This window comes from Paenibacillus sp. J22R160 (assembly GCF_059692135.1).
In genome coordinates, this window is the sequence record NZ_JCAUAU010000003.1 from 67,965 (window position 1) to 94,907 (window position 26,943).

At 46.9% G+C, this 26,943-nt stretch carries 27 protein-coding genes; 11 read left to right on the top strand and 16 right to left on the bottom strand.

Annotated features, from left to right (window positions below):
• Positions 1-271 precede the first annotated feature (271 nt).
• On the top strand, positions 272-646 hold the full coding sequence (locus AC58UW_RS07430) for a LysR substrate-binding domain-containing protein (RefSeq protein ID WP_497420065.1): 375 nt from the start codon (positions 272-274) through the stop codon (positions 644-646).
• Positions 647-658: 12 nt separating this feature from the next.
• Here AC58UW_RS07430 and AC58UW_RS07435 read toward each other — a convergent pair whose 3' ends face one another.
• The 3 genes from AC58UW_RS07435 to AC58UW_RS07445 all read right to left on the bottom strand — a co-directional run bounded on the left by AC58UW_RS07435 (position 659) and on the right by AC58UW_RS07445 (position 3,700).
• Positions 659-1,276 carry an SLOG family protein gene (locus AC58UW_RS07435; protein WP_497420066.1) on the bottom strand — a complete coding sequence of 206 codons (618 nt, stop codon included), beginning with the start codon at positions 1,274-1,276 and terminating at the stop codon, positions 659-661.
• A gap of 77 nt (positions 1,277-1,353) precedes the next feature.
• Positions 1,354-2,394 (bottom strand): dienelactone hydrolase family protein, encoded by a 1,041-nt coding sequence (locus AC58UW_RS07440; protein WP_497420067.1) that lies wholly within the window; start codon positions 2,392-2,394, stop codon positions 1,354-1,356.
• A 22-nt stretch (positions 2,395-2,416) separates the two neighbouring features.
• Positions 2,417-3,700 carry a Gfo/Idh/MocA family protein gene (locus AC58UW_RS07445; protein WP_477501826.1) on the bottom strand — a complete coding sequence of 428 codons (1,284 nt, stop codon included), beginning with the start codon at positions 3,698-3,700 and terminating at the stop codon, positions 2,417-2,419.
• A gap of 159 nt (positions 3,701-3,859) precedes the next feature.
• Between AC58UW_RS07445 and AC58UW_RS07450 the strand changes: the two genes are divergently transcribed.
• Together AC58UW_RS07450 and AC58UW_RS07455 are read left to right on the top strand one after the other, a co-directional pair.
• Positions 3,860-4,681: a helix-turn-helix transcriptional regulator gene (locus tag AC58UW_RS07450; protein ID WP_497420068.1), complete on the top strand. Its 822-nt coding sequence runs from the start codon at positions 3,860-3,862 to the stop codon at positions 4,679-4,681.
• Between the two features lie 472 nt (positions 4,682-5,153).
• Entirely contained in the window at positions 5,154-5,405 is a 252-nt protein-coding gene (locus AC58UW_RS07455) for a hypothetical protein (protein ID WP_497420069.1), read from the top strand.
• Between the two features lie 163 nt (positions 5,406-5,568).
• Here AC58UW_RS07455 and uxaC read toward each other — a convergent pair whose 3' ends face one another.
• From uxaC to AC58UW_RS07470, 3 genes are all read right to left on the bottom strand, one after another.
• Positions 5,569-6,969, bottom strand: a complete 1,401-nt coding sequence (gene uxaC, locus AC58UW_RS07460; RefSeq protein WP_497420070.1) for a glucuronate isomerase — start codon at positions 6,967-6,969, stop codon at positions 5,569-5,571.
• Between the two features lie 124 nt (positions 6,970-7,093).
• Entirely contained in the window at positions 7,094-8,026 is a 933-nt protein-coding gene (locus AC58UW_RS07465; RefSeq protein ID WP_497420071.1) for a VanW family protein, read from the bottom strand.
• Between the two features lie 148 nt (positions 8,027-8,174).
• Positions 8,175-8,984: a phytanoyl-CoA dioxygenase family protein gene (locus tag AC58UW_RS07470; protein WP_497420072.1), complete on the bottom strand. Its 810-nt coding sequence runs from the start codon at positions 8,982-8,984 to the stop codon at positions 8,175-8,177.
• 160 nt (positions 8,985-9,144) lie between these two features.
• Between AC58UW_RS07470 and AC58UW_RS07475 the strand changes: the two genes are divergently transcribed.
• The 4 genes from AC58UW_RS07475 to AC58UW_RS07490 all read left to right on the top strand — a co-directional run bounded on the left by AC58UW_RS07475 (position 9,145) and on the right by AC58UW_RS07490 (position 13,110).
• A complete protein-coding gene (locus AC58UW_RS07475; protein WP_497420073.1) occupies positions 9,145-9,918 on the top strand; it encodes a helix-turn-helix domain-containing protein in 774 nt (257 codons plus the stop codon).
• A gap of 68 nt (positions 9,919-9,986) precedes the next feature.
• Positions 9,987-11,219, top strand: coding sequence for an aminopeptidase (locus AC58UW_RS07480; RefSeq protein ID WP_497420074.1), 1,233 nt, complete (start codon positions 9,987-9,989; stop codon positions 11,217-11,219).
• Positions 11,220-11,376: 157 nt separating this feature from the next.
• Positions 11,377-12,294, top strand: a complete 918-nt coding sequence (gene rocF, locus AC58UW_RS07485; protein WP_497420075.1) for an arginase — start codon at positions 11,377-11,379, stop codon at positions 12,292-12,294.
• Positions 12,295-12,420: 126 nt separating this feature from the next.
• On the top strand, positions 12,421-13,110 hold the full coding sequence (locus AC58UW_RS07490) for a DUF1361 domain-containing protein (RefSeq protein WP_497420076.1): 690 nt from the start codon (positions 12,421-12,423) through the stop codon (positions 13,108-13,110).
• Between the two features lie 61 nt (positions 13,111-13,171).
• Here the strand turns inward: AC58UW_RS07490 and aspA are convergent, their stop codons facing one another.
• A complete protein-coding gene (gene aspA / locus AC58UW_RS07495; protein WP_497420077.1) occupies positions 13,172-14,590 on the bottom strand; it encodes an aspartate ammonia-lyase in 1,419 nt (472 codons plus the stop codon).
• 498 nt (positions 14,591-15,088) lie between these two features.
• On the opposite strand from aspA, the gene AC58UW_RS07500 reads away from it, so the two are divergent.
• On the top strand, positions 15,089-16,288 hold the full coding sequence (locus AC58UW_RS07500; RefSeq protein ID WP_497420078.1) for an ornithine--oxo-acid transaminase: 1,200 nt from the start codon (positions 15,089-15,091) through the stop codon (positions 16,286-16,288).
• A gap of 252 nt (positions 16,289-16,540) precedes the next feature.
• Here AC58UW_RS07500 and AC58UW_RS07505 read toward each other — a convergent pair whose 3' ends face one another.
• The 7 genes from AC58UW_RS07505 to AC58UW_RS07535 all read right to left on the bottom strand — a co-directional run bounded on the left by AC58UW_RS07505 (position 16,541) and on the right by AC58UW_RS07535 (position 21,473).
• Positions 16,541-17,161, bottom strand: coding sequence for a carbohydrate-binding family 9-like protein (locus tag AC58UW_RS07505; protein ID WP_497420079.1), 621 nt, complete (start codon positions 17,159-17,161; stop codon positions 16,541-16,543).
• 202 nt (positions 17,162-17,363) lie between these two features.
• Positions 17,364-18,131, bottom strand: a complete 768-nt coding sequence (locus AC58UW_RS07510) for an ABC transporter permease (protein ID WP_497420080.1) — start codon at positions 18,129-18,131, stop codon at positions 17,364-17,366.
• Positions 18,132-18,902 (bottom strand): ABC transporter ATP-binding protein, encoded by a 771-nt coding sequence (locus tag AC58UW_RS07515; protein ID WP_497420081.1) that lies wholly within the window; start codon positions 18,900-18,902, stop codon positions 18,132-18,134.
• An 18-nt stretch (positions 18,903-18,920) separates the two neighbouring features.
• Positions 18,921-19,787: a pentapeptide repeat-containing protein gene (locus tag AC58UW_RS07520; protein WP_497420082.1), complete on the bottom strand. Its 867-nt coding sequence runs from the start codon at positions 19,785-19,787 to the stop codon at positions 18,921-18,923.
• 13 nt (positions 19,788-19,800) lie between these two features.
• The gene (locus tag AC58UW_RS07525; RefSeq protein ID WP_497420083.1) at positions 19,801-20,130 is read right to left on the bottom strand and encodes a PadR family transcriptional regulator; all 330 of its coding nucleotides are present in this window, start codon (positions 20,128-20,130) and stop codon (positions 19,801-19,803) included.
• A 201-nt stretch (positions 20,131-20,331) separates the two neighbouring features.
• Entirely contained in the window at positions 20,332-20,547 is a 216-nt protein-coding gene (gene rpoZ / locus AC58UW_RS07530; RefSeq protein WP_497420084.1) for a DNA-directed RNA polymerase subunit omega, read from the bottom strand.
• A gap of 221 nt (positions 20,548-20,768) precedes the next feature.
• The gene (locus tag AC58UW_RS07535; RefSeq protein ID WP_497420085.1) at positions 20,769-21,473 is read right to left on the bottom strand and encodes an SDR family NAD(P)-dependent oxidoreductase; all 705 of its coding nucleotides are present in this window, start codon (positions 21,471-21,473) and stop codon (positions 20,769-20,771) included.
• A 117-nt stretch (positions 21,474-21,590) separates the two neighbouring features.
• Here AC58UW_RS07535 and AC58UW_RS07540 point away from each other — a divergent pair, with 117 nt between their 5' ends.
• Positions 21,591-22,067, top strand: coding sequence for a MarR family winged helix-turn-helix transcriptional regulator (locus AC58UW_RS07540; protein ID WP_497420086.1), 477 nt, complete (start codon positions 21,591-21,593; stop codon positions 22,065-22,067).
• Positions 22,068-22,189: 122 nt separating this feature from the next.
• On the opposite strand, the gene AC58UW_RS07545 is transcribed toward AC58UW_RS07540, so the two are convergent.
• The gene (locus AC58UW_RS07545) at positions 22,190-22,633 is read right to left on the bottom strand and encodes a DUF2663 family protein (RefSeq protein WP_497420087.1); all 444 of its coding nucleotides are present in this window, start codon (positions 22,631-22,633) and stop codon (positions 22,190-22,192) included.
• Positions 22,634-22,752: 119 nt separating this feature from the next.
• Positions 22,753-22,986, bottom strand: a complete 234-nt coding sequence (locus tag AC58UW_RS07550) for a cold-inducible protein YdjO-related protein (protein ID WP_167060956.1) — start codon at positions 22,984-22,986, stop codon at positions 22,753-22,755.
• A 157-nt stretch (positions 22,987-23,143) separates the two neighbouring features.
• Here AC58UW_RS07550 and AC58UW_RS07555 point away from each other — a divergent pair, with 157 nt between their 5' ends.
• Positions 23,144-24,409, top strand: coding sequence for an MFS transporter (locus AC58UW_RS07555; protein WP_497420088.1), 1,266 nt, complete (start codon positions 23,144-23,146; stop codon positions 24,407-24,409).
• Positions 24,410-24,565: 156 nt separating this feature from the next.
• Complete coding sequence (locus tag AC58UW_RS07560; RefSeq protein ID WP_497420089.1) at positions 24,566-26,935, top strand: AraC family transcriptional regulator; 2,370 nt, start codon at positions 24,566-24,568, stop codon at positions 26,933-26,935.
• Positions 26,936-26,943: the final 8 nt, after the last annotated feature.

Below are 26,943 nucleotides of genomic sequence, written 5' to 3' on the forward strand. Positions count from 1 at the left end.
TAAATCCCCCAATTTATTGGATTTCATCCAATAGAAATTGATATCCTTTTCCCAGCTCACACCCGATTCCCATTACCGCGAACAAGAAAGCACTCGTTTTGGCAGGGTCTCCGCTGCGAAGCAAATAAAACCACAGGGACAGCTATCTTTAACAACCGGGCATACGCAATTTTTGATTGAAAAGGTGCTTCACTATGAGCTCGATGGCGCATTCATCGGTTGTTCCTGCGCGCATCCTGATTTGCAGTCCATTCAAACATAGGAAGAGGAATTGGTCGTCGCTGCCGGTCCTGGCGTTGCCACACTTTCCGAAGCCTTGACGAAGCCTATTCTTGTCTTCAACACAGGCTGTTCCTATCGCGACGTTCTGGATCAATGGCTGCAGTCCATTGGCAAATCACAACCGATCATCATGGAGTTCGGTATGCTTGAAGCCATTATTGACGGTGTAACCGCTGGATTAGGGATATCGCTCATGCCCAAAGCGGTCATACAAAAGCACGAAAAGGAAGGTTTAATCCGCACCTTTGAGATGCCACAGCCTTACCGGTTCATCAAAACGGAATTCATCACGCGTAGGGATGCTTTTATAAGCAGTTCATTAAGCGCTTTTGTCGGCATGCTGCCGGGAGTCACCCGGGCGTAAGATGCAACACGCTTATATTTCCTCATATTCGGTGGGACCGCTTGGATGTTGGGCGTCCACATCCCCCCACTGATCCCCGTGCTCAACATCCTGTTCATCTTCGGCGACATTTTGCAAATCGCTGGCATTAATCGTGATGATTGGGTAGTCATGATGAGCCGCCACCTGCGCCGCTTGCAGTTTCATGAACTTCGGAGACCCTTCTGTATCCTCATCATAGACAAGAAGAATGCCGTCCGAGTTGCGCAGCAGGAACTTGTCCCGTTCCTTAAACTGCCAAGGTCCCTCATATTTCGTTTTCGTGATGCTATTTACGTAATTAGCCCGAGTTATAACGCTCGTGTAGCTATTCTTCTTCTCGTCGCTCCACTTCTCTTCTTGCTCCAAAAAAGGCGTGATTACTGCCAATTTGAGCTCTGGGTAGATGTTGGCTCTAAGGTCAAGAACAGCTTCCGCCGCCCACAACTCGACACCCCATCCGCCACTGACGACAACCCATTCAAGTCCCTCTTCAATCAGCGGAGTAAGTCTCTTTTGGATCGCTTTTTTAATAATCGAAATGCCTGGATGTTTGAGTGAAAAAATGCCTAGCTCTGATGCTTTATATCCTGTAATTAATATTCTTTTCAAAAGAGGCACACCACCTTGTTAACTCTCCCTAAAGGGTAGCATAGAAAGATAACGATAGAAAGCAAAAGAGCCGCCGGTTAATTACCGGACAGCTCTCTGCTCATAGCCTCGACAAGCCAAGGATGCGCCTGGATCCCATTCACTTCGTGTTTACCTTCGTACAAATGGAATCCCAATCGCTCAGCCGCACCAGCTTTCGTGTACTCGCGCTTCAATTGCTCGATCGCCACTTCCGTCGTAGCTACCGGGAAAATCCGATCCTGCCTGCCAGAAGCTATGAATAACGAACGAGGTGCAATTAGCCCCATTAAGTCAGGCAGCTCCGCATAGGCCAGCGCGCCTGGCAAGTAGTTGTCAATGCAGTGCCGAACATGCATAATACTGCCCTTGAACGTATTCGCAAAAGCGCATAACACGGTAGCCTTGACGCGTTCATCCAAAGCCGCTGCGTAAGAAGCAATTAAGGCGCCGCCTGAGAAGCCAAAGCAGCCTACGCTGCCGCCTTCGACATCTTCGCGTGCCAGCAGATAATCGATGGCCCGCTGCGCTTCCTGCACGCGCAGCCCTGCCAGCGATATGCCGTACAGCAGCAGCTGGGAAGCGAGCGCTTGGCAAGAGGAGTTGCCGACTTTCCCATCCTTCAGCTCCTCGGCCAATCGGCGATCGCCGAAACCGATAATTTCCGGCACCATGACGATAAAGCCGCGTCTCACTAATTCAAGCGCATAATTGCCATGAGAATCCGGTTCTCCGGTATTTTCGGTACCATCCGCATGCATGCCGGAAATCTGCCTGCTGCCATAGCCATGCCCATGCAGGGCAAGGACTGCGGCTGATCGCTCTTTTGTACCCTTGGGGATCAGCACATAAGCAGGGACACGGAATCCCGACACCGTCCCAAATTCAATTCGCTCCTGAATATGATCCTCCCGTTCGACACGATCAAGAAGAACAGGGCGAAGCTCATCCTTCGTCATCAATCCTATCTGCAGCGAATTAGCTAGCCCTTGCTTAAGCCTCTCCCTAGTCTGGTCGGCACTCTCTTCCCTCATCTGTGCTAGACGTTTCTGCTCATAGGAGAGATAGAGATTCTCCATGATGGCATCTGGATTCCACATACCGTCTCCTCACTCTCAGTTGTTAAAAAGTGACTAATTTATCTACCGCAACAGGTTGTCCAGTGCGCAGTGAAATGTTGCCCGCGATGCCAGTAAGAATAGACATAGCGCCGTCTACATGAGAAGCTGCTCTTTGGAAGCGATCGTCAGATGCTTTTTCGAAAATATCTCGAAGCAGCACAGGGTCTCCGCCACCGTGACCGCCAACGCCTTCTTCGATCTGAACCTGATAAGGTGCCGCGAACATAGGGAATACCTTGATCGTTTTCTCCTTCAAAGCGCCTTCATCTTCTTTTTTACCGCCGGAATTGACATATGATTGCTCGACAACTTTCATTTCAATACGGCCTTTGCTGCCGTTAATATGCACATTGAAGCCTTCCCATGGCATGTAAGCATTCAAAGAGTAGGTCAGAATCGCTTTATTTTTGTAGCGAACCATAACGCCCATCGTATCTTCGATGTTAATACCGTCGCCGAAAACACTTTGATCGCGCTGATAACCGTCTTCATGCTCCGCATTTAAATATAAGCCTTTGAGGTGCTCGTTTTTATCCAAATGCAGCGCAAACGGATCATCCTTCGCATTCTCGTTGCCTGTCGCGCGTTGATAGAACTTGGTCTCGCCGCGTTTCTCGGCATTTTCTCTGCCGTAGAACATTAATCCACCCATTGCATAAACAGTTTCGGGACGCGTTCCCAGCCAGAAGTTCACAAGGTCGAAATGATGCGTCGATTTGTGTACGAGCAGACCGCCGCCATTGCGCTTATCCCGGTGCCATCTGCGGAAATAGTCAGCGCCATGCTGGGTGTTAAGCAGCCACTCGAAATGCACGGAATGCACGTCGCCAATAGTTCCATCCATGATCAGCTCGCGGATTTTCGTATTGTGGGGTGCATAGCGGTAATTGAAAGTTACGCGAAGCTGACGACCTGTCCGCTTGATCGCATCAAGAATCTCTTGGCATTTCTCTTCATCCACCGTCATCGGTTTCTCGGAAATGACATCGCAGCCTAGCTCCATCGCTTTAATAATGTACGTGTGATGCGTGCGATCAACGGAAGTTACAATGACATAATCCGGCTTTTCTCTGCGGATCATCTCTTCGAATTCATGCGCTTTATAAGTGGGGACAGCCTTATATTCGTATTTTTTTTGCAGCAAACCGTTTGTAAAGTCCATTCTCGTTTGATTAATATCGCAGATTGCAACCAATTCCGATGTATCTTGGAAATCCCTGACAATAGCGCCATAGAAAAATTCGGCCCGTCCTCCGGTGCCGACGACAGCATAACGTTTTTTCATAACCGGTTAAGCCCCTCTCGAGATTAAGTTTTCTTACCTCAAGATTAATACAATATTTGCTGTGTTTCTAATCAAATCTTATCTAATGTCTTTCAATCCTTGCATATTTTGCTATAATAACAGTACATTTTAGTTTGAGTGATCGAAGAGGTGTCCCTTGTGATCCAATATGAAATCGAAAGACTGCGCAGAGATCGGCCCTACTCCATGCAGGTGAATCATTTCCATGATCATTATGAAATCTACTATTTGCTGAGTGGTAAACGCTACTACTTTATACAAGACCGCTCGTACTTCATTCAAGAAGGCGACCTCGTTTTTATTGATAAAAATCAGCTGCACAAAACGCGAAATGTCAATGCGGAGACGCATGAGCGCATTTTGCTAAGCTTCGATGATAGATGGATTCGCTCCATTGGTGAAGATGCTTCGACGCATCTGCTAGTGCCTTTCGTGCAAAAGCAGCATGTATTCTCGTTGAGCGGTACGAATCGTACCCTCGTTGAGAATCTGCTGTTTCAACTGCTCCGTGAGCAGCAGCAGGCGCTCGGTGGATGGCAATTAAACAGTCGCGCACTGCTTACGCAGTTGCTGATTTTCTGCTCGCGCTTGACTGATAAGATGAGCACGGCTCAAGATCATGCGCAATCCCACAATCCCAAAATTTTTGAGATTGTGGCTTATATCAACGAGCAGTACCGGAATCGGCTGACGCTTGCTTCGATCTCGGAGACGTTTTATATTAGTCCCAGCTATTTTTGCCGTTCTTTTAAAGAGACAACGGGTTTTTCGTTCGTTGAGTACTTGAACAATGTGCGGATTCGGGAAGCTCAGCGGCTGCTAAGAGAAACGAAGCTGAAGGTTATTCACATTGCGGAGCAATCGGGCTTCGATAGTGTGGCCCATTTTGGCCGCGTATTTAAGCAGGTCACCTCGCAGACGCCGCTTGAGTGTCGGAAGATAATGCGGCTGAGCCAGTAGTTGGTGGGTGGATCGCGTTGGATGGGTTAAATCGGGATTGGATGGAGAATAACTGGAAAAAGTACTGTTAATTTTTCCTTTCGAGAATGCTAATGCAAATTAGAGGGAAATTCCACCTCTAATTTCCTAGAAATGGTGTGATCTGAGGTCATGTGATTGAATTAGCAGGAGAATTTCCCTCTAATTGGAATTAACTAGTTGAATTACATGAAAATAACAGTAGAAATTCCAGTTATTTCGACTGCGCATGGTTATTGATGCTGATATTGGTGGATGCTGCTTGAGAGTATAACTTGTGACTAGTCAGTGTTGGTGGATTGCTAGTCCTGTTTGGTGGCTGATGCTGGTACCGATGATGCTGCTTGAGAGTATGGCTTGTGACTAGTTAGTGCTAATGGCTTGCTACTCCTGTTTGGGGACTTATGCTGTTACTGATGATGCTGCTTGAGAGTACGGGCTTGTGACTAGTTGTATGGATTTGCTGGTTGTACTTGCTATGTGCTTGCTGCTTGTAGCTACTTCGTGCTTGCTGCTTGTAGCTACTTCGTGCTTGCTGCTTGTACTTGCTATGTGCTTGCTAGTTGTAGCTACTTCGTGCTTGCTGCTTGTAGCTACTTCGTGCTTGCTGGTTGTACTTGCTATGTGCTTGCTAGTTGTAGCTACTTCGTGCTTGCTGCTTGTAGCTGCTTCGTGCTTGCTGGTTGCAGCTGCTTGCGGCTGCTGATTGCTATAACGTGCTTCTTACTTATTGCTATACTACCCGACAGTTCGCGATCCCCCTCATCGCCTCCCGCAGCAGCTCATAAGCGCGCCAAGCCGCGCGTCCACAAAACCAAAAAAAGGCTCCCCGCAAGCAGATAACTCTGCTTGCGGGAAGCCTTTTTCTCTTAAAACCCAAAATATTGTTTCGCGTTATTGTAGGAAATACCTTGAACCAATTGCTTGAGCAGCTGCTCGTCATTCGGGAACTCGCCCGCTTCAACCCACTCGCCGAACATGTTGCACAAAATTCTGCGGAAATAATCATGTCTCGTGTACGACAAGAAACTTCTGGAGTCAGTCAGCATTCCGACGAAACGGCCAAGCAAACCGAAATTGCCGAGTGATTTCATCTGCGAAACCATGCCGTCTTTCGTATCGTTAAACCACCAAGCGGCGCCAAGCTGAATTTTGCCTGGGATTCCGTCGCCTTGGAAGCTGCCCATCAGTGAAGCAAGAATTTCGTTGTCGCGCGCGTTCAATGAGTAAAGAATGGTTCTTGGCAGCGAATCCGCTACAGCCAGAGAAGACAGTAAACCGGTAAGCGCGCTAGCTACAGGGCTATCATTAATGGAGTCGAATCCCGTGTCCGGCCCGAGTGTTGCAAAAGCTTGTCCGTTATTGTTACGGGATGCGTTGATATGGTACTGCATCGCCCAATCCAGCTTTTTATAAACGCCGCCTAGGAACAACAAAGTGAATGCTTTATATTTTTTCTCGTCTTCCAGACTAACAGCGTTACCAGCCAAGGCGGATTTGAAAATTTGTTCAACTTCTGCTTTGGTCGCCACCCCAAAAGGCACGTAATCCAAAGCATGGTCAGACACTTTACAGCCTACGGAGTTAAAGAATTCCGCTCTGCTCTCAAGCCCTGCAAGCAGGTCGTCGTAAGACGAAATCGTGATGTTTGCTGCTTTTTCCAGTTGAGCGATCCACGGAAGGAATGTAGCTCGGTTAATTTCGAGCGCTTTGTCAGGACGGTAAGACGGCAGCACTTGGGTATGGAAATCTTTGATTTCTTTGATTTTAATGTGATATTCCAAGGAATCAACCGGATCGTCCGTCGTGCAGATTACGGTTACTTTGGAATTCGTGATCAGGTCTCTGGCGCGTGAACCGCCTTCAGCCAGCTTCGCGTTCACTTTTTCCCAAATTGCAGGTGCGTTCTGTTCATTGATCAAGTCATTCACGCCAAAATATGTACGTAGCTCCATATGGGACCAGAGATACAGCGGGTTGCCGATCGCCATTGGCAGTGTGCCTGCCCAAGCAACGAAACGATCATAGTCGCTAGCTTCACCGGTAACTTTATTCTCCTCAACGCCGTTAGCGCGCATCATTCTCCACTTATAGTGGTCGCCGTAAAGCCACGCTTCCGTAATGTTATTGAATTGTTTATTTTCATAAATCTCTTTAGGGCTTAAGTGGCAGTGATAGTCAATAATCGGCAGATCTTTGGCATATTCGTGGAACAAATGAACAGCGGTTTCATTAGTAAGTAAAAAGTTTTCATCTAAAAACGTTTTCATAAAGCAAATTTCCACCTTTCTCGACCTGAATGATCTGCCCTTATTTTAGCCGAAGGTGGAAGTGTTGTCTTGTGATTTTTTGCTTTAATTTTGCGAAATATGCATATATTGACCTCTCGAAAGTCTAAGGAATTAAATACTCAACTTCTGCACTAGCCGTTATTTCTTCCGGTATAGCCTTGGAAGCGCCAGGAACGTGCCGCGGCTTATGATTTATCAGCTCAGAGGAATAGATGCTAACATACACTCTACCGGGCAAAGCCTGCGCTCTGATGAGGATCGGCTGATTATAGTTATTTTTGAAACTAAAATCTGGGCCACCCCAGTTCACGGTCGCGTCTCTTCCAGAAGGTACATAGGGTACCGATCTGCTGTGAGAGTACCTTTCTACAATCGTCAGACCAGCCCGGTCCACTGCATTAAAAAGAGTCGAGGAGGTTTGACAAATACCGCCGCCAATCCCTTCAGAGAATTCTCCCCTGACAATGACTTTGGCTGGCATGTAGCCTCTTCCGCGCGTACGAACGCCAACCACCCGGTTAAAAGAGAACGTTTCGTTCGGGAGAACCACGTAATTGTTTATCGCCTGAGTAGCGAGCTTAATATTCGTAAAGCGGTGCTTATTATTTGAATTAAAGTACGTCACATAATAACCGATTGGATGCACGCGGATGCTAGCAAGCAGCTCACTATCTACTTTCGGATAAATAGGCAGCACGGGAACATCGAATTTCAAAGGCCCCTCACTGTAAAACTGCCTGTAAAATTGTTCTACAAACGCGCGCCGATTCAACTGTGCTCCTGGAATTTCCTTCACAATCCCTCCCGCATCGCTAATCGTAGCATTAACGGGCTTCCGGTACGCTTTCTTCTCCATTTCATTCACAAGACGATCTAATCGTTCATTATTGATCAATGGTATGTCAACATAATCAAGTCTGTAAGCTTCACGCTGCACATTGGCTTGGATTTGAGAGCTTCCATCCTTGATGCTTTGATCAGCCATTTCATTCATCTGCATAAAAAGCATGAGACCCGCAATCCATCCCTGCATCATCTAATCAATCACCCCTCCCCTATTGTGAGCAATTGAACATTTTCCATACCAAATAAATGAATTCCTAGCAACAATGTAAAAAGGACCGCCCCCCTGACCAGTGTCTGGTTAAGGAACAGTCCCTTACTTTTCAGCAGATTGTATCGCCTTAATGCGGGTAAGCAACTTGGAACTCATCACCGCAAGGCCCGCCGCCAGGATTATTTTCCAGATCGACGGTTTCGCCGTTTTGGCGGAACAAAGGGCAATAATGTTGATTAATATGCGTAGCGGAATCATTGGCATAATGGCAGATGAACGCCCTGCGGAAGCGATCTTTTGTTTTGTTGCGATACGAGCCATGGATGAGATTGCCGTTAAAAAACAACACGTCGCCTCGTTCCATGACGACAGGCATTGCCTTTTCGTCTTTTGGCGGCTTCACGTAATGCGTGGTAAATGATTCTTTGTCATCTGCAAGATCCGGGCAAGAAAGCTCCAGCGTATTCGTTTTGGGCACGACGAGTAGACCGCCGTTTTGCTCATCTGCGGCATCTATAGCCGTCCAGGCGGCAATGCAGTTACCTGGCTCAACCTGCAAATAAAAGTTATCCTGGTGCAGCGCTTGGCCGCGAGAGCCTGGCGGTTTGTAATAGAACATACTCTGCGCAGCCAGTGCTTCCTCCTCATACAAATCAGCTAACACCTCCATCACCGGCTGATGCAGCATATACTTCTTTGCTGTCTCATTAAAACGGTGCGGATGCATGACACGCGGATAACGCTTCAGAGGATCCGATACGTCCGCCTGCAAATCGGGTTCAAAATAGCCAGGTACCGTCTGCATCGACATCTCTTCAAAAGTAGCATCAATTTCTGCCAAGTTATCCTCTGAAAATAAGCCTTTAACGATCAAATAACCGTCACGTTCAAAATGCTGTTTTTGCTCTTTGGTTAGTTTAAGCAAGGTTTTGGACATCTGATCTTCCCTCCAAATTATCTATTATTCTTCATGCTTTCAGCATATCGAATATTGCGCAATCCAAGAAGTAAGAATGCTGCTAATTAATCCTACAATCCTGCTATTTTCTGATATACTCAATTCATCAGCATGCAGCTATCAGGAAGGAAGGATCTTCATGAATAACGAAGCAAACACGTTCTTGGCCGGGCATTTCAATGAATCGGATTCCTATGTCACCATTCGCCCTGAAGGACGTAACGATTGGCTCCTTTGCTTCACGTTAGACGGGGAAGGTTACTTCAAACATAACGGAAATGAAAGGCGCTGCCGAGCAGGGGATCTCACGCTGCTTGCCCCAGGAACTCCGCAGCATTATGGTACGAGGAAACATCATCATTGGCACTTTGTTTGGGCTCATTTTCCGTCCATCCTCGCAGAGACGAATCTGCTGCCGAAGGAAGAGCAGCTTGTCCTCGCCATTGAAAGCGAGTCGCTCCGGGAGCGCATTTATCAAGCTTTCGCACGCATCCTGCAGGATTCCAGAGAACGCGGGGAATACTGGTTTGAGCTGATCCTTTCCTCCTTGCGGGAAATCCTGCTCATCATGGCGCAGAAAACAAGCCGCAAAATGGACCCTCGCATTGAAGAGGTCCTTCACCTCTTGTCCCAGCAGATGCGCGAGCCTATCCGCATCGAAGAATTGGCTCAGCATGTCGGGCTCTCCTCATCGCGACTTGCCCATCTTTTTAAAGCCAGCACGGGGTACTCCATCATTGATTCCCTCAACCGAATGCGCATTCAGCAAGCCGCTCTCCTGCTTGAGCATACGCAGCGGAGCGCCTCGGACGTTTGCTATGACGTTGGTTTTCAAAACTATAATCACTTCACTAATCAATTCCGCAAGTGGCATGGCACTAACCCCAGCACCTTCATGAAAGAACGACGGTAAAATTTATTTGACAGTTTACAAACTCCACGATAAACTGCTAGCAAGCTATAGAAAAAAGGAGGATTTCTATGACCTTTGAACACAATCTTGATAAATATGCGGAGCTTATCGTCCGCGTGGGTGTAAATATCCAATCCGGGCAAACGCTATGGATTAACGCTCCCATTCTCCATCCAGCTCTTGTGCGACTCATTTCCCGGAAAGCTTATGAAGCAGGAGCCAAACACGTACATATCGAATGGCAAGATGAAATCAGCACACAAATTAAATATATGCATGCACCAGAGGAAGCTTTTCACGAGTATCCTACCTGGCGCTCGCAAGCACTTAATGATTTAGCGGAAAATAACGGCGCTTACCTATTGATCGATGCCGTAGATCCTGAGCTACTCAAAGGCGTCGATCCCGCGCGTATTGCCGCAAACTCCAAGGCAGCAGGACCTAAACTGGTCAAATGGAGAGAAAGCATGTCCTCCTATTTCATGACCTGGTCGATTGCTGCTGCGCCTACTCCAGCCTGGGCCTCTAAGGTGTTCCCGCACTTGGAGGAAGAAGCTGCCATGGATGCCCTATGGGACGCGATTTTCAAAGCGACGCGCGTTGATCAAGACAATCCTGTGCAAATTTGGCACGAGCATAACGCAACGCTGCGCAGCAAAAGAGAACAGCTTAACGAGAAGCAGTTCCATAAAATTCATTACCGTGCCCCGGGCACAGAGCTAAGTGTCGAGCTGCCGAAAAACCACATTTGGCGCGGCGGATCAGCAACCAACGGAACGGGAGGCTTTGAATTCAACCCGAATATCCCGACAGAAGAAGTGTTTATTTCACCAAATCGACTAGGGACACAGGGCACCGTAAGCAGTTCGAAGCCGCTAAGCTATCAAGGGAATTTGATCGACAACTTTACGATCACCTTCGATAACGGACGTGTCGTCGACTATACAGCCGAGGTAGGTTTTGAGTCCTTGAAAGCGATGATCGAAATGGATGAAGGCGCCCATTATTTAGGCGAAATCGCGCTTGTTCCGCATGATTCACCGATTTCCAACTCGAATCTGATCTTTTTCAATACACTTTTTGATGAAAATGCTTCAAATCACTTGGCTTTGGGAAGAGCTTTCCCTACTTGCGTGGAAGGCGGACCTTCCATGTCCAAGGATGAGCAGCGCGAAGCAGGCCTTAACGACAGCTTAATCCATGTTGACTTCATGGTCGGCTCTGCCGACATGGATATTGACGGTGAGCACGCAGACGGCCGTATTGAACCTATTTTCCGCAAGGGCAACTGGGCATTTTAACCTCGACAAAAGAGACCTTCTTAACCCACAATAAGTGTGGAACGGAAGGTTCTTTTTTCATATAGTATAGGAGCATGGGTTCTTATGAATTTGGGAATGTTAGTCAGAAGGTAACGGAATTTCTTGCAACCCCATCCAAACAAGAGGAGTTGATCGTATGAGTACCAAACCGACGATTGCTGCGATTAGCGTGCCATTTGATCTTGGAGCAGGCCGACGCGGGGCTAGTAAAGGACCTAAAGCCATATTTCAAGCAGGCTTATTGCGGGGCTTGCAGCAAATGGATATATCGATTCAGCATGTGGCGGAGATTCGTCTCCCGAATGATACAGCAGCTCCGCTCCCGCCTGAGGTGGACAAAACCAATTTAAAATATTTAGCTGAAGTTATAGACGTAAATACTCGCTTGGCTGAGCAAGTTTCCAAGGTTGTGCAGCAAGGGCAATTCCCCTTAGTTATTGGCGGCGATCACAGCATTGCCATTGGGACACTTGCCGGTTTATCCGGGCATTATACGAATTTAGGCGTCATATGGGTTGATGCGCATTCTGATTTAAATACGGCGGACACGAGTCCAACCGGCAATATTCACGGCATGTCACTCGCAGTTAGCATTGGGATGGGGCACCCTTTGCTCACCGGCATTAAAGGAGATCAAGCCAAGGTGAAGCCGGAAAACATCGTCCTTATCGGGTCCCGTTCACTGGATGGGGGTGAGAAAAAGCTGATTCGTTCACTCGGCATCAAGTGCTATACCATGCATGATATTGATCGCAAAGGGATGGCCGCTATCATGCAGGATGCAATCGCTTATATTAGCGGTAAAACGGACGGTGTTCATGTTAGCTTTGATGTTGATTCCTTAGACCCGCTCGAAGCGCCGGGAACCGGCACAGCCGTTAAAGGCGGACTTCACTTCCGCGAAGCCCATCTCGCTCTAGAGATGCTGCACGAAACAGGCATCGTTACTTCTGCCGAATTCGTAGAGGTCAACCCGCTGCTCGACGATAACAACAAAACCTCGCAGCTAGCTGCTGGTCTCATTAGCTCACTGCTGGGCGAACAAATCTTATAGCATCCTTATAGGCGGCTTACAGCTCGTATTCCTCACAAGGGATACGGGTTTTTCTGCTTGTTGCATGCAGGTTTAATTGGTAAAATATAGATGACTTACGAGACGGACATTGGATTGGAGCTCAGCATGAAAACGATAAATCAATGGATTCTGCAGCTTTTACTTGCCCTGCTTTCTTTATGCACGATTGGCATCTACCTGTTTTTCAAAAACCAAACGTACTTTGAATTTCTGAACTGGAATCTATTCCTTGCCTGGATCCCCAATCTCTTCGCATTGCTTGCTTATTGGTTACATACACGCCGACCTTCGGTTATTGGCCATATTTTCATGTTCATCTTTGGACTAGCCTGGCTTTTGTTCCTGCCCAATGCCCCGTATATTATAACTGATTTCATTCATTTAACGCTTTTGAAGGACTTGTACATACAGAAAAAATCCTGGAGCATGGCCTATTGGAATGACTTTTTCACGATTTTTTTATATGCGTGGAATGGGTTATTGCTAGGATGCAGCTCCATGTATATGATCCATGTCATTATGATGAAACGTTGGGGCCGCATCATCTCATGGCTCCTCATGATCGCAACCTCACTGCTAAGCGGGTATGGCATTCTTCTGGGCAGAGAATATCGACTGAATAGCTGGGATGCCCTGCTGGACATCGATATCGTGGGGACCCTGCAAGAGAGCATTCACAAAGAAGCAATTATTTTCTGCGTCCTAGTAGGCTTTGTCATTTTTGCCATGTATACAACTTTCTATTTGCTTATCAACGGCATTGGCAGCTCCAAGCTTGCAACTTATAAAAGATAACAGTAACGCCCTCACCCCATCTTTTCGATGAGTTGAGGGCGTTTGGTAGGTTCAGCCAGACTTAGTCTGCAGGCTGTAGCAATCTTTCGCCGGCAATGCCTGGCGTCGTCATCTGAATCGGATTGAGGATTTCTTCAATCTCCTCCGTAGTCAGCAAGCCGCGCTCCAGGATCAGCTCTTTCAGCGTCATGCCTGTGCGCACGGCCTCTTTCACCAGCTGCGCGGCTACCTCATAGCCAAGATGCGGATTCAAGGCAGTAACGATGCCGAAGCTTTGCTCGACATAGGTGCGGCATCGGTCACGGTCCGCTTCCAAACCTTCAATCGCGAAACGCTCGAAGACATCCGCCGCGTTGCGCAAGATTTTGAGCGACTGCAGCAAGTTAAACGCAAGTACTGGCCCCATCACGTTAAGCTCGAACTGCCCCGCTTCACACGCCAAGCAAATCGTATGATCGTTCCCGATGACTTGGAAGGCAACTTGGTTCACAACTTCCGGCATTACAGGGTTTACTTTTCCGGGCATGATCGAGGAACCAGGCTGTCTTGGGGGCAGCTTCAACTCCCCTAATCCAGCGCGCGGACCGGAAGCCATCAAACGAATATCGTTGCATATTTTGGACAGATTCACCGCACAAACCTTCAAAGATGCCGAGAGTTCTGTGTACGCATCCATGTTTTGAGTGCCGTCAACCAAATGCTCGGCATTCTCAACCGGGATTCCACACTGATCTTTCAAATGGAACATCACGCGATTGACATACTCCGTCTTCGCATTCAACCCCGTACCTACGGCAGTCGCCCCCATGTTCACCGTCAAAAGTCCGGTCGAAGCTTGGCGAATCCGATTGATATCACGTTGCAAGACACGTGCATAGGCACCGAATTCTTGTCCAAGACGAATCGGAACAGCATCTTGAAGATGCGTTCTTCCCATTTTTATCACATCATCAAATTCCGTTTCTTTCCTTGCAAAAGCGCTCTGCAGCGAAATCATCGTCTCGATCAATGATTGAGATAACCGGTATGCGGCAATCTTGATTGCGGTAGGAATAACATCATTCGTTGACTGCGACATATTCACATGATTGTTTGGATTACAGTGAAAGTAACTGCCTTTCTCCTCACCCATCAACTCCAGCGCCCGATTGGCCAGAACTTCATTCATATTCATATTGATCGAAGTTCCTGCTCCCCCTTGGATGGAATCTACGATGAACTGATCCAGTAGTTTGCCTCCTCTGACTTCTTCAGCTGCTTTTACTAGTGGCTCAGCAATCTTCTTAGGCAGCATATGGGTTTCCATATTCGCAAGAGCTGCTGCTCGTTTTACTTCTGCTAAAGCCGTTATAAGTTCTGCATGAATTTTAACGCCTGTAATTGGAAAATTCTCAAGCGCACGCATCGTTTGAATGCCGTAATAGGCCTCGGCTGGAACTTGTTTTTCACCTAAAAAATCTTTTTCAATGCGAATACTCATCGTACACACCGTTCCTTTTTCATTAAAGTAACTGCTCGCGAAGTAGATGATCTAGTAGCATCCTTCAGAGGATGAAATTAATTGACCACTGTAATGTACAGTAGTTATCACAACTATTCGCGCCTTCCTGCTACAATTCCTGCAATATCTGCACGGCTTGTAATAAATTTATGCGAAAATGAAAGCATTTTCATAAAACGAATGGTTTTCGTATTCTTCAAATAATATTACCCAACTTGCACGTTACCATGATTGAATTTTGATACATTTTGAGAAAGCGTGCATCACGTCTGACTCTCTACTAATATATGCTCGCACGAAGCCACATGCAAAGGACATTTCGCGTAAATACGCTGCCCGGATATTGAAAAATCCATAAATCGCCGCACATGAGCAACCTTATAACCAGAAGAATACAATGGATTACAAGCTCGCTATGTGCGACAATACAGGTATCCAAACAGGTTTGGCCAGGTTGAACTCCAAGGAGGAATACTCATGGACACAAAAAGTTCTTTGATCATTGAGCAAACAGAAAAGTACGGAGCGCATAATTACCACCCGCTGCCTATCGTCATTTCAAAAGCCGAAGGCGTTTGGGTCGAAGATCCGGCAGGCAACCGCTTTATGGATATGCTGAGCGCTTACTCGGCTTTGAATCAGGGACATCGTCACCCCCATCTCTTGAAAGCGCTCCATGAACAAGCCGAGAAAGTCACCTTGACTTCAAGAGCTTTTCATAGTGAGACACTCGGGGTTTTTTATGAAAAATTAGCGAATTACACAAATAAGCCGATGATTTTGCCTATGAATACTGGGGCGGAAGCTGTTGAAACGGCGGTAAAAGCCATCCGCCGCTGGGGCTACGACGTCAAAGGGATTCCGGATGATCAAGCGGAAATTATCGTCTGCGAAGGGAATTTCCACGGGCGCACGGTGACGGTCACTTCTTTCTCGTCATCGCCGGAATACAAGCGCGGCTTCGGGCCTTTCACGCCGGGCTTCCGCATCATCCCTTATGGCGATGTGGAGGCGCTTCGGGCGGCTATCGGACCGCATACAGCCGGGTTCTTGTTCGAGCCGATTCAAGGCGAGGCCGGCATTGTCATTCCGCGGGATGGCTATCTGCGGGAATGCTATGAGCTATGCCAAGCGAATCGCGTGCTTTTTGTGGCGGACGAAATCCAGACCGGATTCGGCCGTACGGGCCGCCGCTTCGCCACGGACTGGGAAGGCGTCACGCCGAACCTGTACATCATGGGCAAAGCGCTCGGCGGCGGTGTTTTTCCGATCTCTGCCGTAGCCGGAGATCGTGAGGTCCTTGAGGTGTTCGAGCCCGGGTCCCACGGATCCACCTTCGGCGGGAACCCGCTCGGCTGCGCCGTCGCTATCGCGGCGCTGGAAGTGATCGAAGACGAGCAGCTCGCAGAGCGCTCGGATGAGCTTGGGGCTTATTTCCTGAAGCGGCTTCAGGAAATTCAGTCTCCGCTGATCGCGGAGATTCGCGGACGCGGGCTGTTCATTGGTATTGACCTTAAGGTCCCGGCCCGGCCATTCTGCGAACAGCTGAAAGAGAAGGGACTCTTGTGCAAGGAGACACACGAGCACATTATTCGCTTGGCTCCTCCGCTAACCATTACGCGGGAGGAGCTCGATTGGGCTTGGCAGCACGTTCACGATGTGCTGAGTGGCGCTTAAGATTGTAAGACATACCAAGCATACGGGAACTACAGGTCGCTATTTGAGCGAAATCGGCCATTTTCTGTGTGAGACGGAACTACAGGGTCTTATCTGCCCCAAGTTGGCCACCTTCCACCTCAAAATGATGAAATAACGGACCACAGTTCCCCCTCATCCGCTATACAGCTGCACTTCAGACAAATAGCAGCCTGTAGTTCCGCTAAATAAAAGAAGCTCCGATTCCTCTTGAGAGGAAGTCGGAGCTTCTTTCTATTCTTTCACAAACACCAGCTTCCCAAAACGCTGCGGAATATGAAAGTTAACTGCACCGGTCGGAGACCAGGCCCAGTAATGCCGCTGCCCTTCCGTATCGTCATCTATCCGATACAGATTGCAGCCCCACTCGTCACCATGCAGCGGGACTCGCGCCGGCTCCTGCTCGTCCCTTAAATCGGCAAATGGAATTCGCAGCTCGTAATGCTTCCATCCCTCTGCCCCACCGGAGACAGACGTACGCAAGCCCTTAGCGTCCCAAGCCACATCCACTTTTTTAATCCCATCGAGGTTGTTGTGAATCCGAGCATCGAATTCAACGCCCCGCGGGCTGAGTTCGAATTCGTAGTAGACTTTGCCCGTGCCAATGGGGTCAAGAAATACCTCCACGACATCCTCCTCATAGATAGGATCATCACGCCGTTCCATCGTCGCCACGACATGGTCGTCCTCGCAATCAAACCGGACATGCAAAGCATCCGCCGTCCAGCATGCGCGGAATCGAGTTTCCAATCGAGGATTGCCTCCGGTTACAACATCGTACAGCACGCCCGAAGTTATTTCATCCCAAAGAATACGAGCATTTTCATCAGCTATGTATTGGCATTCGTATCTCATTCCAGTTCGATTCCCCACTTTGCAATTTATCTTTGTAAACCATATTAATATCTTATTTCATGGATGCCAATAGGTAAAAGTGCTGGAATGTGCATATAACACACTTTTAACACAATAAAACCGCCTATCGGCGGTTAATCGTGTTAACACTTTCTAGTCATCTGACAATGAGAGTTCGGTATTTCCACGATCTCATGCCTTTTCATATTCTTTTTTTATAAACTCTCATTGCAAAGATATAAGCCAGGAGCATAATTCCGACGCACCACGCAAGTGCGACCCATATTTCATTACCCACCGGCTGGCCTGACAGCAATGCGCGAATGGCTTCTACAATCGAGGTCACCGGTTGGTTCTCAGCAAAGATGCGAACGATGGTCGGCATCGACTCGGTTGGCACGAATGCTGAGCTGATAAAGGGCAAGAAGATAATCGGGTAGGAAAAGGCGCTAGCTCCGTCGACCGTTTTTGCGGAAAGTCCGGCTATTGCTGCGACCCAAGTTAAGGCCAAAGTAAACAGTGCGAGGATGCCGGCTACGGCAAGCCACGGCAGCACGCCAGCGGGCGAACGAAAGCCCATAATCAACGATACGAGAATGATGACGACAACGGATATCGCGTTGGATACAAGCGAGGTTATAACATGCCCCCATAGTAAGGTGGAACGAGCAATCGGCATGGTGTGAAACCGCTCGAATATACCCCGTTGCACATCGATAAACAATCGGTAAGCCGTATAGGACACGCCGCTAGCAATAGCAATAAGTAAGATACCGGGCAACAAGTAATTCACATAGTTATCCGTGCCGGTTTGAATGGCGCCACCTAGCACATAGACGAACAAGAGCATCATCGCAATCGGCATAATGGTAACCGTGACGATGGTGTCCATGCTGCGGAAAATATGGCGCATGGAACGTCCAAGCATGACACTAACGTCGCTGAAAAAATGATTTTTTACCGTCTCCATTTATTTCCCCTCCTTTTTACCGACGATTGCTAGGAATATTTCCTCTAATGTCGGCTGCTTTTCAACATATTCCACCTTTGCTGATGGAAACAGCTTTTTTAAATCCGAAAGTGTGCCGCTCGCGATAATTCTGCCTTCGTGTAGAATGGCAATCTTGTCAGCGAGCTGCTCGGCTTCCTCCAGATACTGTGTCGTAAGAAGTACCGTCGTCCCCCCGTCGGCAAGCTCTTTGACTATTTTCCATACCTCGATCCGCGCTTCGGGATCAAGCCCTGTAGTTGGTTCGTCAAGGAAAATAATCTGCGGTTTTCCCACGAGGCTTAAGGCGATATCAAGCCTGCGGCGCATACCGCCTGAATAAGTAGACACCCTGCGGTCGGCGGCGTCAGTTAGGCCTAAGCGTTTAAGCAAGTCATCCGCAACCTGACGCGGGTCCTTGAGGTATCGCAGCTTCGCGATCATGATCAGATTTTCTCGTCCGGTTAAAATTTCGTCCACCGCGGCAAATTGCCCGGTTAGACTGATCACTTGCCGTACATTCTCAGGTTTCGACGCTACATCGAATCCGTTAATGGTGGCGATTCCGCTGTCTTGCTTCAGCAGCGTGGTGAGGATTTTTACAACCGTTGTCTTGCCCGCCCCGTTGGAGCCAAGGAGCGCGAAGATACTGCCCTTTTCAACCTCGAAATCTACGCCCTTCAGCACTTGATGGTCCTTGTAGGATTTTTCCAATCCTTTTACTTGAATGGGTTTGCTCTGCACGGTTTGCATCAGAATCCCTCCTTTAAATTAAATGACTGTAACTTTTGACAAATTGGCTTCCATGCCTTTAAGCGCGGCAAAGGTCAGTTTATCCATGGTCGCACCGTCGAAGCAGATGCTTTTGATAGCCTTGTAATATTTCTTAGACAAGGTAAACCCCGACATGAAAGATACATTCTTAAGCGTTGCATTTCTGAACGAAGCTTCGTTTAATGCCGCTTTGTCAAACTTAACGCCGATAAACGTCTGTCCGTCAAAACACTGCTTGGTCAGATCGGAGTATTTGAAGTCAACCCCATCAAATAAACAACTTTCAAAAATCGTTTTTCTTAGATCGGTCATCGATAACGTAACATCGGTCATTCTTACGCCTGTGAATCTGGCTCCTTCAAGCCCCGACTTGCTGAAATTAGTTCGTACAAGGATCGTTTTCTTAAAGCTAGTTTTTGACAGGTCAAGCGCGGTTAGGCTGCAGTCCGTGAGATTCGCGCCGTCAAAATTGGCTTCGCGTACATCGCTTGCTTTAAATACACTGCCGGTCAAATCTGCGCCCGAAAAGTCGGAACCGTGCAACGCGCTGCCATTAAACTGTCCTTTATGGGCTCTAACGCCTGCAAAGTCGCTTTTCACCAGGTTGCTTGCACTAAAGTTAATCAGCACTTGCCGTTCCAGCGAGCGAGAGAGGTTGGCGACCTCCAAGATCGTTTGCTCGATGTCCCCGATACTCTCAATCGTCATCTTCAATGCTGTTTCATCGTCTTTGCCCTCGGCTTTGAGTTCTCTGTAACGCTCCTGCAAATCGGAGTGCAGGTCCGCCTTTAATTCGTTTACGCTTTTTACCCCGTCGTATGGTGTGAAAACACCGTTCAAATAGTTCGCCAATTTCTGATTCATAATAGCCATCTCCTTATACTAAATTATCTAACACGCGCTTTGCATACTCCCAATTGCTATTGTTGCGGGAATAAGTATCCTTACCCTTTGCGGTAATTCGAAAGTACTTGCGTCGTCCACCCTGGGTTTCATCACCCCAGTACCACTCGATATCCGAGTCTGCCTCGAGCCGCCGGAAGCTGGAGTACATCGTCGCTTCCTTTAATTCGTACTCGCCGCCTGAGCGCTCGGCAACCAGATTGACAACCTCATAACCATAGCGATCAGCTTCAGACAAGAGCCGTAAAATCATTGTATCCGTATGCCCGCGCATCAGGTCGGATGTGATTTTGTTCTCACTCATGTCATCACCTCCATAACTGCATAATAAAGCATATTACTATGACTGTCAAGGTACTATTTTAAATTAAATACTTCGCCTAAAATAATTTGTGCAGACATAACAAAAAACCGCGTATTAGCGCGGTTTTCTTGGGTGGGTCCTTTTATATAAAAAAAATGCAGCACCCTCAATTTCTTGAGTGCGCTGCACCTTGCCGCTTGTTTATTTCTTGTCCGTCTCGGTCATAAGTTTTTCATAACTGATATAGTTGCCGTAAAGTTCTTCTAAAGCAATTCCAACATATTTGTGGGACTTTTGGCCTTTCAAATCAGACTTAGCTCCGTCACGCAAAGATCTTGCCCTCATGGAAGAAGCTACAACTAGAGAATACTTGCTATCTACGATATCAAGCAGTTTATCAATTGAAGGATATAACATGCCATTTACCTCAATTCCAGTGTTACGATTTTTAGTATTCGACGTTTTTCATGCAGGGCTAATTTTTGGGCGTAGTTTTATCATATTATACCCTACTTATCAACTAATTATCCATTGTAATTGGAATAAGTGTAGGACTGTTTGCACCGGTAGATGAGCAGAACACAAGAAGGGCCCGCTATTGCGGACCCGTACCTCTACCCAGATTCTTTTGCTGAATATCATTTATCCATATATTGCTCATCCGGCTCATTTAATGCTGCCGCCAAGATTTTCTCTGCAACATATTCAGGCGTATCGGATGGAGTGGAAGAAGCTTGTGGCTGCTGTTGAGCGCCCAGAGCGGATTTGCCAAACTCCGTTGCGGTTGCACGCGGATAGACGGTAATCACCCGGATATGCTCGGAGGCCAATTCAACTCTTGCTGTATCGGAAAGCATGTTCAAAGCAGACTTAGTAGCTGCATAGGCTCCGATTCCAGGTTTATTCATCTTGGTAACCACCGAACTTATATTGATGATCAGTCCTCCTCCTTGCTCTCGCATAATAGGGATCACAGCTTGCATAGCTGCTAATGGCCCAATCACATTAAGGTCAAAGATCTTACGAAAGTCATCGCTATTGATGTCGGCGATCGCTCCAACTGCAGCTTGCCCTACGTTATTGATGACCACATCCAAGCGGCCAAAGTGCCGCGCTGTCTCATTAATCACTCGTTGAACTTGTGTCGGATCGCTCAAGTCAGCAGGCAGAGCTACAGCGTCATTTCCTTGACTCTTCAATTCCTCAGCGAGCTGATGGAGTACATCTGCAGATCGAGCTACCAATGCTAATTTCGCACCAGCGGCGGCAAAGCGGCGTACTGTGGCTAAGCCGATACCCGCGGAGGCTCCCGTAATAAGAACAACTTTGTCATGTATGTCCATAATAAATGTTCCTCTCTTTAAATAAAATGATTAGTCCAATTAGGTTGACGTATCAACCTAATTCACTTTAACACATTGCGGTTGACGCGTCAACCATGCTATGATGCTCCTATGAATATGAACGAACTAAACGAAGCGGAAATGAAAATTTGGAATATGTGGAAGGGTTCCTTTAAGAAAATCTTCGGTCGTGTTATTAAAGACATGACCGAACATACGGGACTTTCGGAAGGCGATTTTGGCGTATTAGACCGGTTAGTCAAATTTGGGGACGGTAAGCTTCGCCAACAGGAATTGGCGGCTTCGATGGACTGGGATAAGAGCCGATTGTCACATCATCTAACGCGGATGGAGAACCGCGGACTTGTGTTAAGAAAACAATTAGACACAGAACGTAGTGTTCAAGTCATCATTACTTCAGCCGGTAAGTCAGCCCTGGATGCAGCCCTTCCTATAGTCTCAAAGGCCATACGCGAACATTTTCTAGACCAATTAACCACTCAAGACATCGAGTCGATTACTAAGCTGGCGGAAAGAACAAAAGCAAGGCTTTCTTCCTCTAATAAAGACTGCCAACCGGATCGCTGTTTTTGAAGCTGTCCTCTTTCCACCAAATCGATAGGCCGAGGGCTGCTTAAAAGTCAGCTACGGCAATTAATTGTCAAATCTATCTAACAAAAAGACCATGCGAATTCGCATGGTCTTTTTGTGCCAAATTAACCTTTATACGCAATGTTGATATCAAACTCTTTATCTAAATAACTAGAGATTTTATCGCGAGATTCCGATTTGATATCATTCAACCAATCAGCATCAAGCCTGTCGACGGTTTCCATGCGGATATTTTCGTATTTCGTTTTGGCTTTCTCTTTTTGCCTCACAAGGTTTCGGCTAAACATGAAAAAGCTTATGCAAGCCAGTAGCGAAGCCGATAATCCTTTGTTCGAAACAAGCAAATCAAGGATGACCATGGCATTGCCACCCGAAACTAATAAAACCTTATGATAAAAGGAGATTGTGAAATATAGCAGCAAAGCGCCAGTAACAATGAGAAATATCCATTGAGCCCTCTTTAGTCTGTCCCATTCCTTTTTTCTCTTTTTCAGCTTTTCTATCAACCTTAAGGTATCATTACTTAGATTTAGATCAGGCTGCTCCATCGGCATTCCCCCTCACTAATCATCGTATGCTTGTTCACCGTTAATCTTGCAAGAAAAAAAGACCGAAAGCATCACTCTAAGAGCGTTGTCGAAGATGCTTTGGTCTTTGGATATTCAGGTTAGAAACGCTTTTTCCCTACCAGGAATTTTTTGTTTCCTTTTTTCGCAGTCACTGGCACGTGCTTATAGCTGCGAATCATCGGATTTTTGCAGAGCGGGCATGTTGGTAAAGCTTCCGTAACGAATTCTTTGCGAACCCATGCTTTACAATCTGCCTCTTTACATTTCCAAATTTCAATCTGTTCGACTTCTGGTTTCTGTTCTTCCGTAACGGTACTCGTTGATGTAGACATTTTCAGCATGTTCTCCCTGTTTCGTAGATTAGACTACTTATTATTATACAGATCCCATTTAATATCAAGTCTTTAACGTGTTCAAAATTATTTACCGATGGTAGAATGGGTAAAGCGGCTACAAATTAGACACACAATACGAAGGCAGGAATCTAGCATGGCAACTTTGCTACAAGAATGGAAGTTTCAGTTTCAGGGGTACAGCCGAAATATTTTGCTGTTCTTTTGCTTTAACTTTGTTTGGAACCTAGGTTTGGGTATGTTTGGACTCGTTTATAATCTGTATGTCAAAAGTCTCGGCTATGAGCAAACGACTGTCGGCAGCATCGTTGGCATGACTTCACTGGCAGCAGCCCTCATTCTTATTCCCGCAGGTATTATGAATGACCGATTCGGACCGAAACGTGTCATTACGTTTGGTCTTGTTTTTACCATTGTCGCATTGACGGTTCGCTCTTTATTCGAGGTCGAAAGTGGCATGCTCGTTTCATCTTTCTTCGGGGGCATGGCACTTGCTGTCGTCTCGGCGACCATCCTGCCTTTTATGGCTAACAATTCCACTCCACAGCAGCGTGTACATTTATTCAGTTTTAATATGGCGCTAGTGATGATTGCAAATGTTGTTGGTATTGCGCTCGGAGGCCTTCTATGTGACTTTTTCCAATTCATCATCGGGTTAGAGGAGATTTTAAGTTTACGTTTTACATTATTAATTGGCGTTGTCTTTGCTGCGCTTGGCGTCATCCCTGTGGCTTTGTTCGAAAAAAGCGAGCAGGAAACGCAGCCGCGCAGGGAACCGCTCAATTGGAAGCATTCGTGGCGCTCACACAAATCTTCCCTTCAAGTCATCGGCATTTTCTGCCTGCTCGGTTTACTGTCAGCTATCGGCGGGGGAATGATTGTGCCTTATTTAAATGTGTATTTCGAGGATCGCTTTGAAGCTTCGAAGTCGGCAATCGGTATTGTTGTCGCGTTAGGTCAAGGAGCAACCGCGATTGCCTTTCTCATCGGCCCGATGATTGTGAAGAGATTTGGGGAAGTCAGATCCGTTGTATACTTGCAGCTCTGTTCTATCCCCTTCCTCCTTCTGACCGCTTTCTCAGCTAATTTCTACTTATCTTCCGGCGGGTATTTGTTCCGTCAGGCCTTGATGAACGCGGCGAATCCGTTTTACAACTCGGTCAAAATGAGCTATGTCGACCGTTCGCTGCGCGGACTAGCCTCCTCCTCAGGAGAAGCCGTTTTTAACTTAGGCTGGTTCTTGGCGGCTCCGATAAGTACAGGCCTGGTATTCCGTCATGGCCCTTATTACGGGTACGCATATGCTTTCTGCATCACAGCAGTAGTCTATACCGTGATCTCCTATTTATTTTATTTCTTTTTCGGGAAAAATCGGTTCAAGCCCGTTGAAGAATCTCAGTAAATGCAAGAGTCTCACTAGTTTGCGAATAAAAAATGGTTCTTTTCTATCGTTGACTTCGACGATGGAAAGGAAATACAATGAAATGAGAGCGCATACATTTGGATCGGTTATGAGCTCGTTATCTAGTCCGATTTTGATTGTGAGGGGATTGCTAGCATGAAGAATAAAATCATCTTTAATGGACAAAGCATTGTCTTAACCTGGATGATCTCCTATATCGTTATTCTCCTTTTACCTGTTGTTATCGGTTTACTCTTGTATGTGGAATCCAACAAAACGCTGAAGGATGAAATTCAACAAGCCAACGATTCCTTACTGAAACAGGTTCGCGAAGTCATGGACAACCAATTCAAAGCCATGGAGCAGCTAAACTTTGAAATCACCTGGAATGTGAACATGCAGGAACTGCTCTATTCTAATAAATATGAGGCCTTCCCCAAAGAATATCGCTATGATATTTCTCAAATCGCACGTAATTTATCGATGTACAAAACCTCCTATCCATTAATTGACTCTTTCTATGTCTATTTGTATAAGGATCAATCCGTTATTCTCCCTACTACGGTCAGGCCTAGTGCTTTTGCCTACCAAACCCTGCATATGAGCGATGAATTCTCCTTTTCAGCTTGGCAAGAAATTATGACTCGTCCCAACTTCAAAGGTTTTATTCCGATGACGCGGATCGGTGACGATAATATGCTGCGCAAAACGGTGGCTTATATCAGCACCTACCCTGTAGAGCACAATCAACCGCTAGCCACGAATGTCATTATGGTCGATCAGTCTCGTATTCTTGGTGCTATTCAAAATATGGAAATTTTCAATAAAGGGCACGTCTTTATTTTGAATAATGAGAATCAAATTCTGGCTTCCAATTCGGCCCAAGCCCTTCCCAGCGATTTCCCTTACGACAAATTAGCGAACACGCCAAACTTCTATTTTTCCGGCTCAAATAAGGAGAAATACGAGGTTTTTAACATTCAGTCCCCCCGTTCCAAATTAAAATATGTGTCCATCATGCCAAGTACGATTTATTGGCAAAAAGCGGCTCACATCCGTAATTTGACGTATATGAGTATGGCCATTTCGCTGCTTGGCGGCGGTATTCTGACTTTCTTCTTTTTACGGCGCAATTATAATCCCGTTCGGCGTCTCGTCCATGCATTTTCCAAGAAGATGACATATGCCTCAGGCGAGCGCTATAACGAGTTTCACTTCATACAAGAAGCGGTGGACAGTACTTTACTTGAGATGGCTGATTTCAAAAGCAAAATGGAACAGCAGCGGCACATGGTCCGCTCTCATTTCATCGAAAAGCTGCTGAAAGGAAAGCTTGACCGGCATGTGCCAATTGCCGAAGCTCTGACGACTTTTGATATGAAGCTCGATCGCAAGGATTTTGCCGTTATGCTGTTTGTCGTCGATAAAAGCGCACCGTTCTTCGAACGAATTACCCATACGTCTGTTGAGGATAAATGGAAGCTGCTGCAATTCATTATTATGAATGTTGTGGAAGAGCTGATGTCCAAGCGGCACCGCGGCTATGCGACGGAAATTGACGATTCCCTTGCCTGCTTAGTCAATTTAACGCTGGAAGCGGATGAGAATGGCAAGGAGGAGCTGCTGCGCATCGCCGAAGAGACGCAGCGCTTCCTCTCCGCTGCCTATGACATTCATTTGACCATTTCGATCAGCAGCATACATGAGAAAATATCAAGTGTACCTCAAGCTTTCTTAGAAGCGCTGGATTCCATGGCCTATAAATTGGTTATGGGCGGACGAGAGATCCTCGCCTATGATGATTTGCAAGCTAACCGTGTCTGTGAGCCGGCTTCCGGCTACTATTACCCGCTGCAAATTGAACAACAGTTCCTGTATGCCGTGAAATCAGGGGAATTGGAAGATGCTAGGAGCATTCTTGGCGAGATCATGAACAAAAATTTTGAAATCCGCGGGATCTCGGTCTCCTTAACCAAGTGCTTAATGTTAGGCTTGGTTACGACAATGATGAAAAGCATTAGTGAAACCGGAGACATTCAGGAGAGCTTCTTCATCCGCAATCCCAAGCTGGTCGACCGGCTGTTAAGCAGCATAACCGTCCCAGAAATGAATCTGTATTTGAACGAAATGCTAGAGCAGGTATGCGCATATACAGCTGCCAAACGTCAGGTAGCTATCTCGCAAACGCGGCAAAAAGCGCTGCAGCAGCTGGTCGACGAAATTTCAATTTATATCGAAAATAATTACTCCGACGCGAATTTGAATGTAACCATGATTGGCAGCCATTTTGACCGCAAAGCCACCTACTTGTCGAAGCTGTTCAAAGATTATGTGGGAGAAGGTTTGCTGGATCGCATCAATAAAGTCAGGATCGACAAGTCCAAGCAGCTTCTGAAAAGCCAAGAGCAATCGGTCGGCGATGCTGCAAACGGTGTAGGTTTCAATGATATTAATGCCTTTATCCGTGTTTTCAAAAAAGTCGAAGGTATCACGCCAGGCAAATACAAGGAACTGATTGAAAAGTAGATACTTTG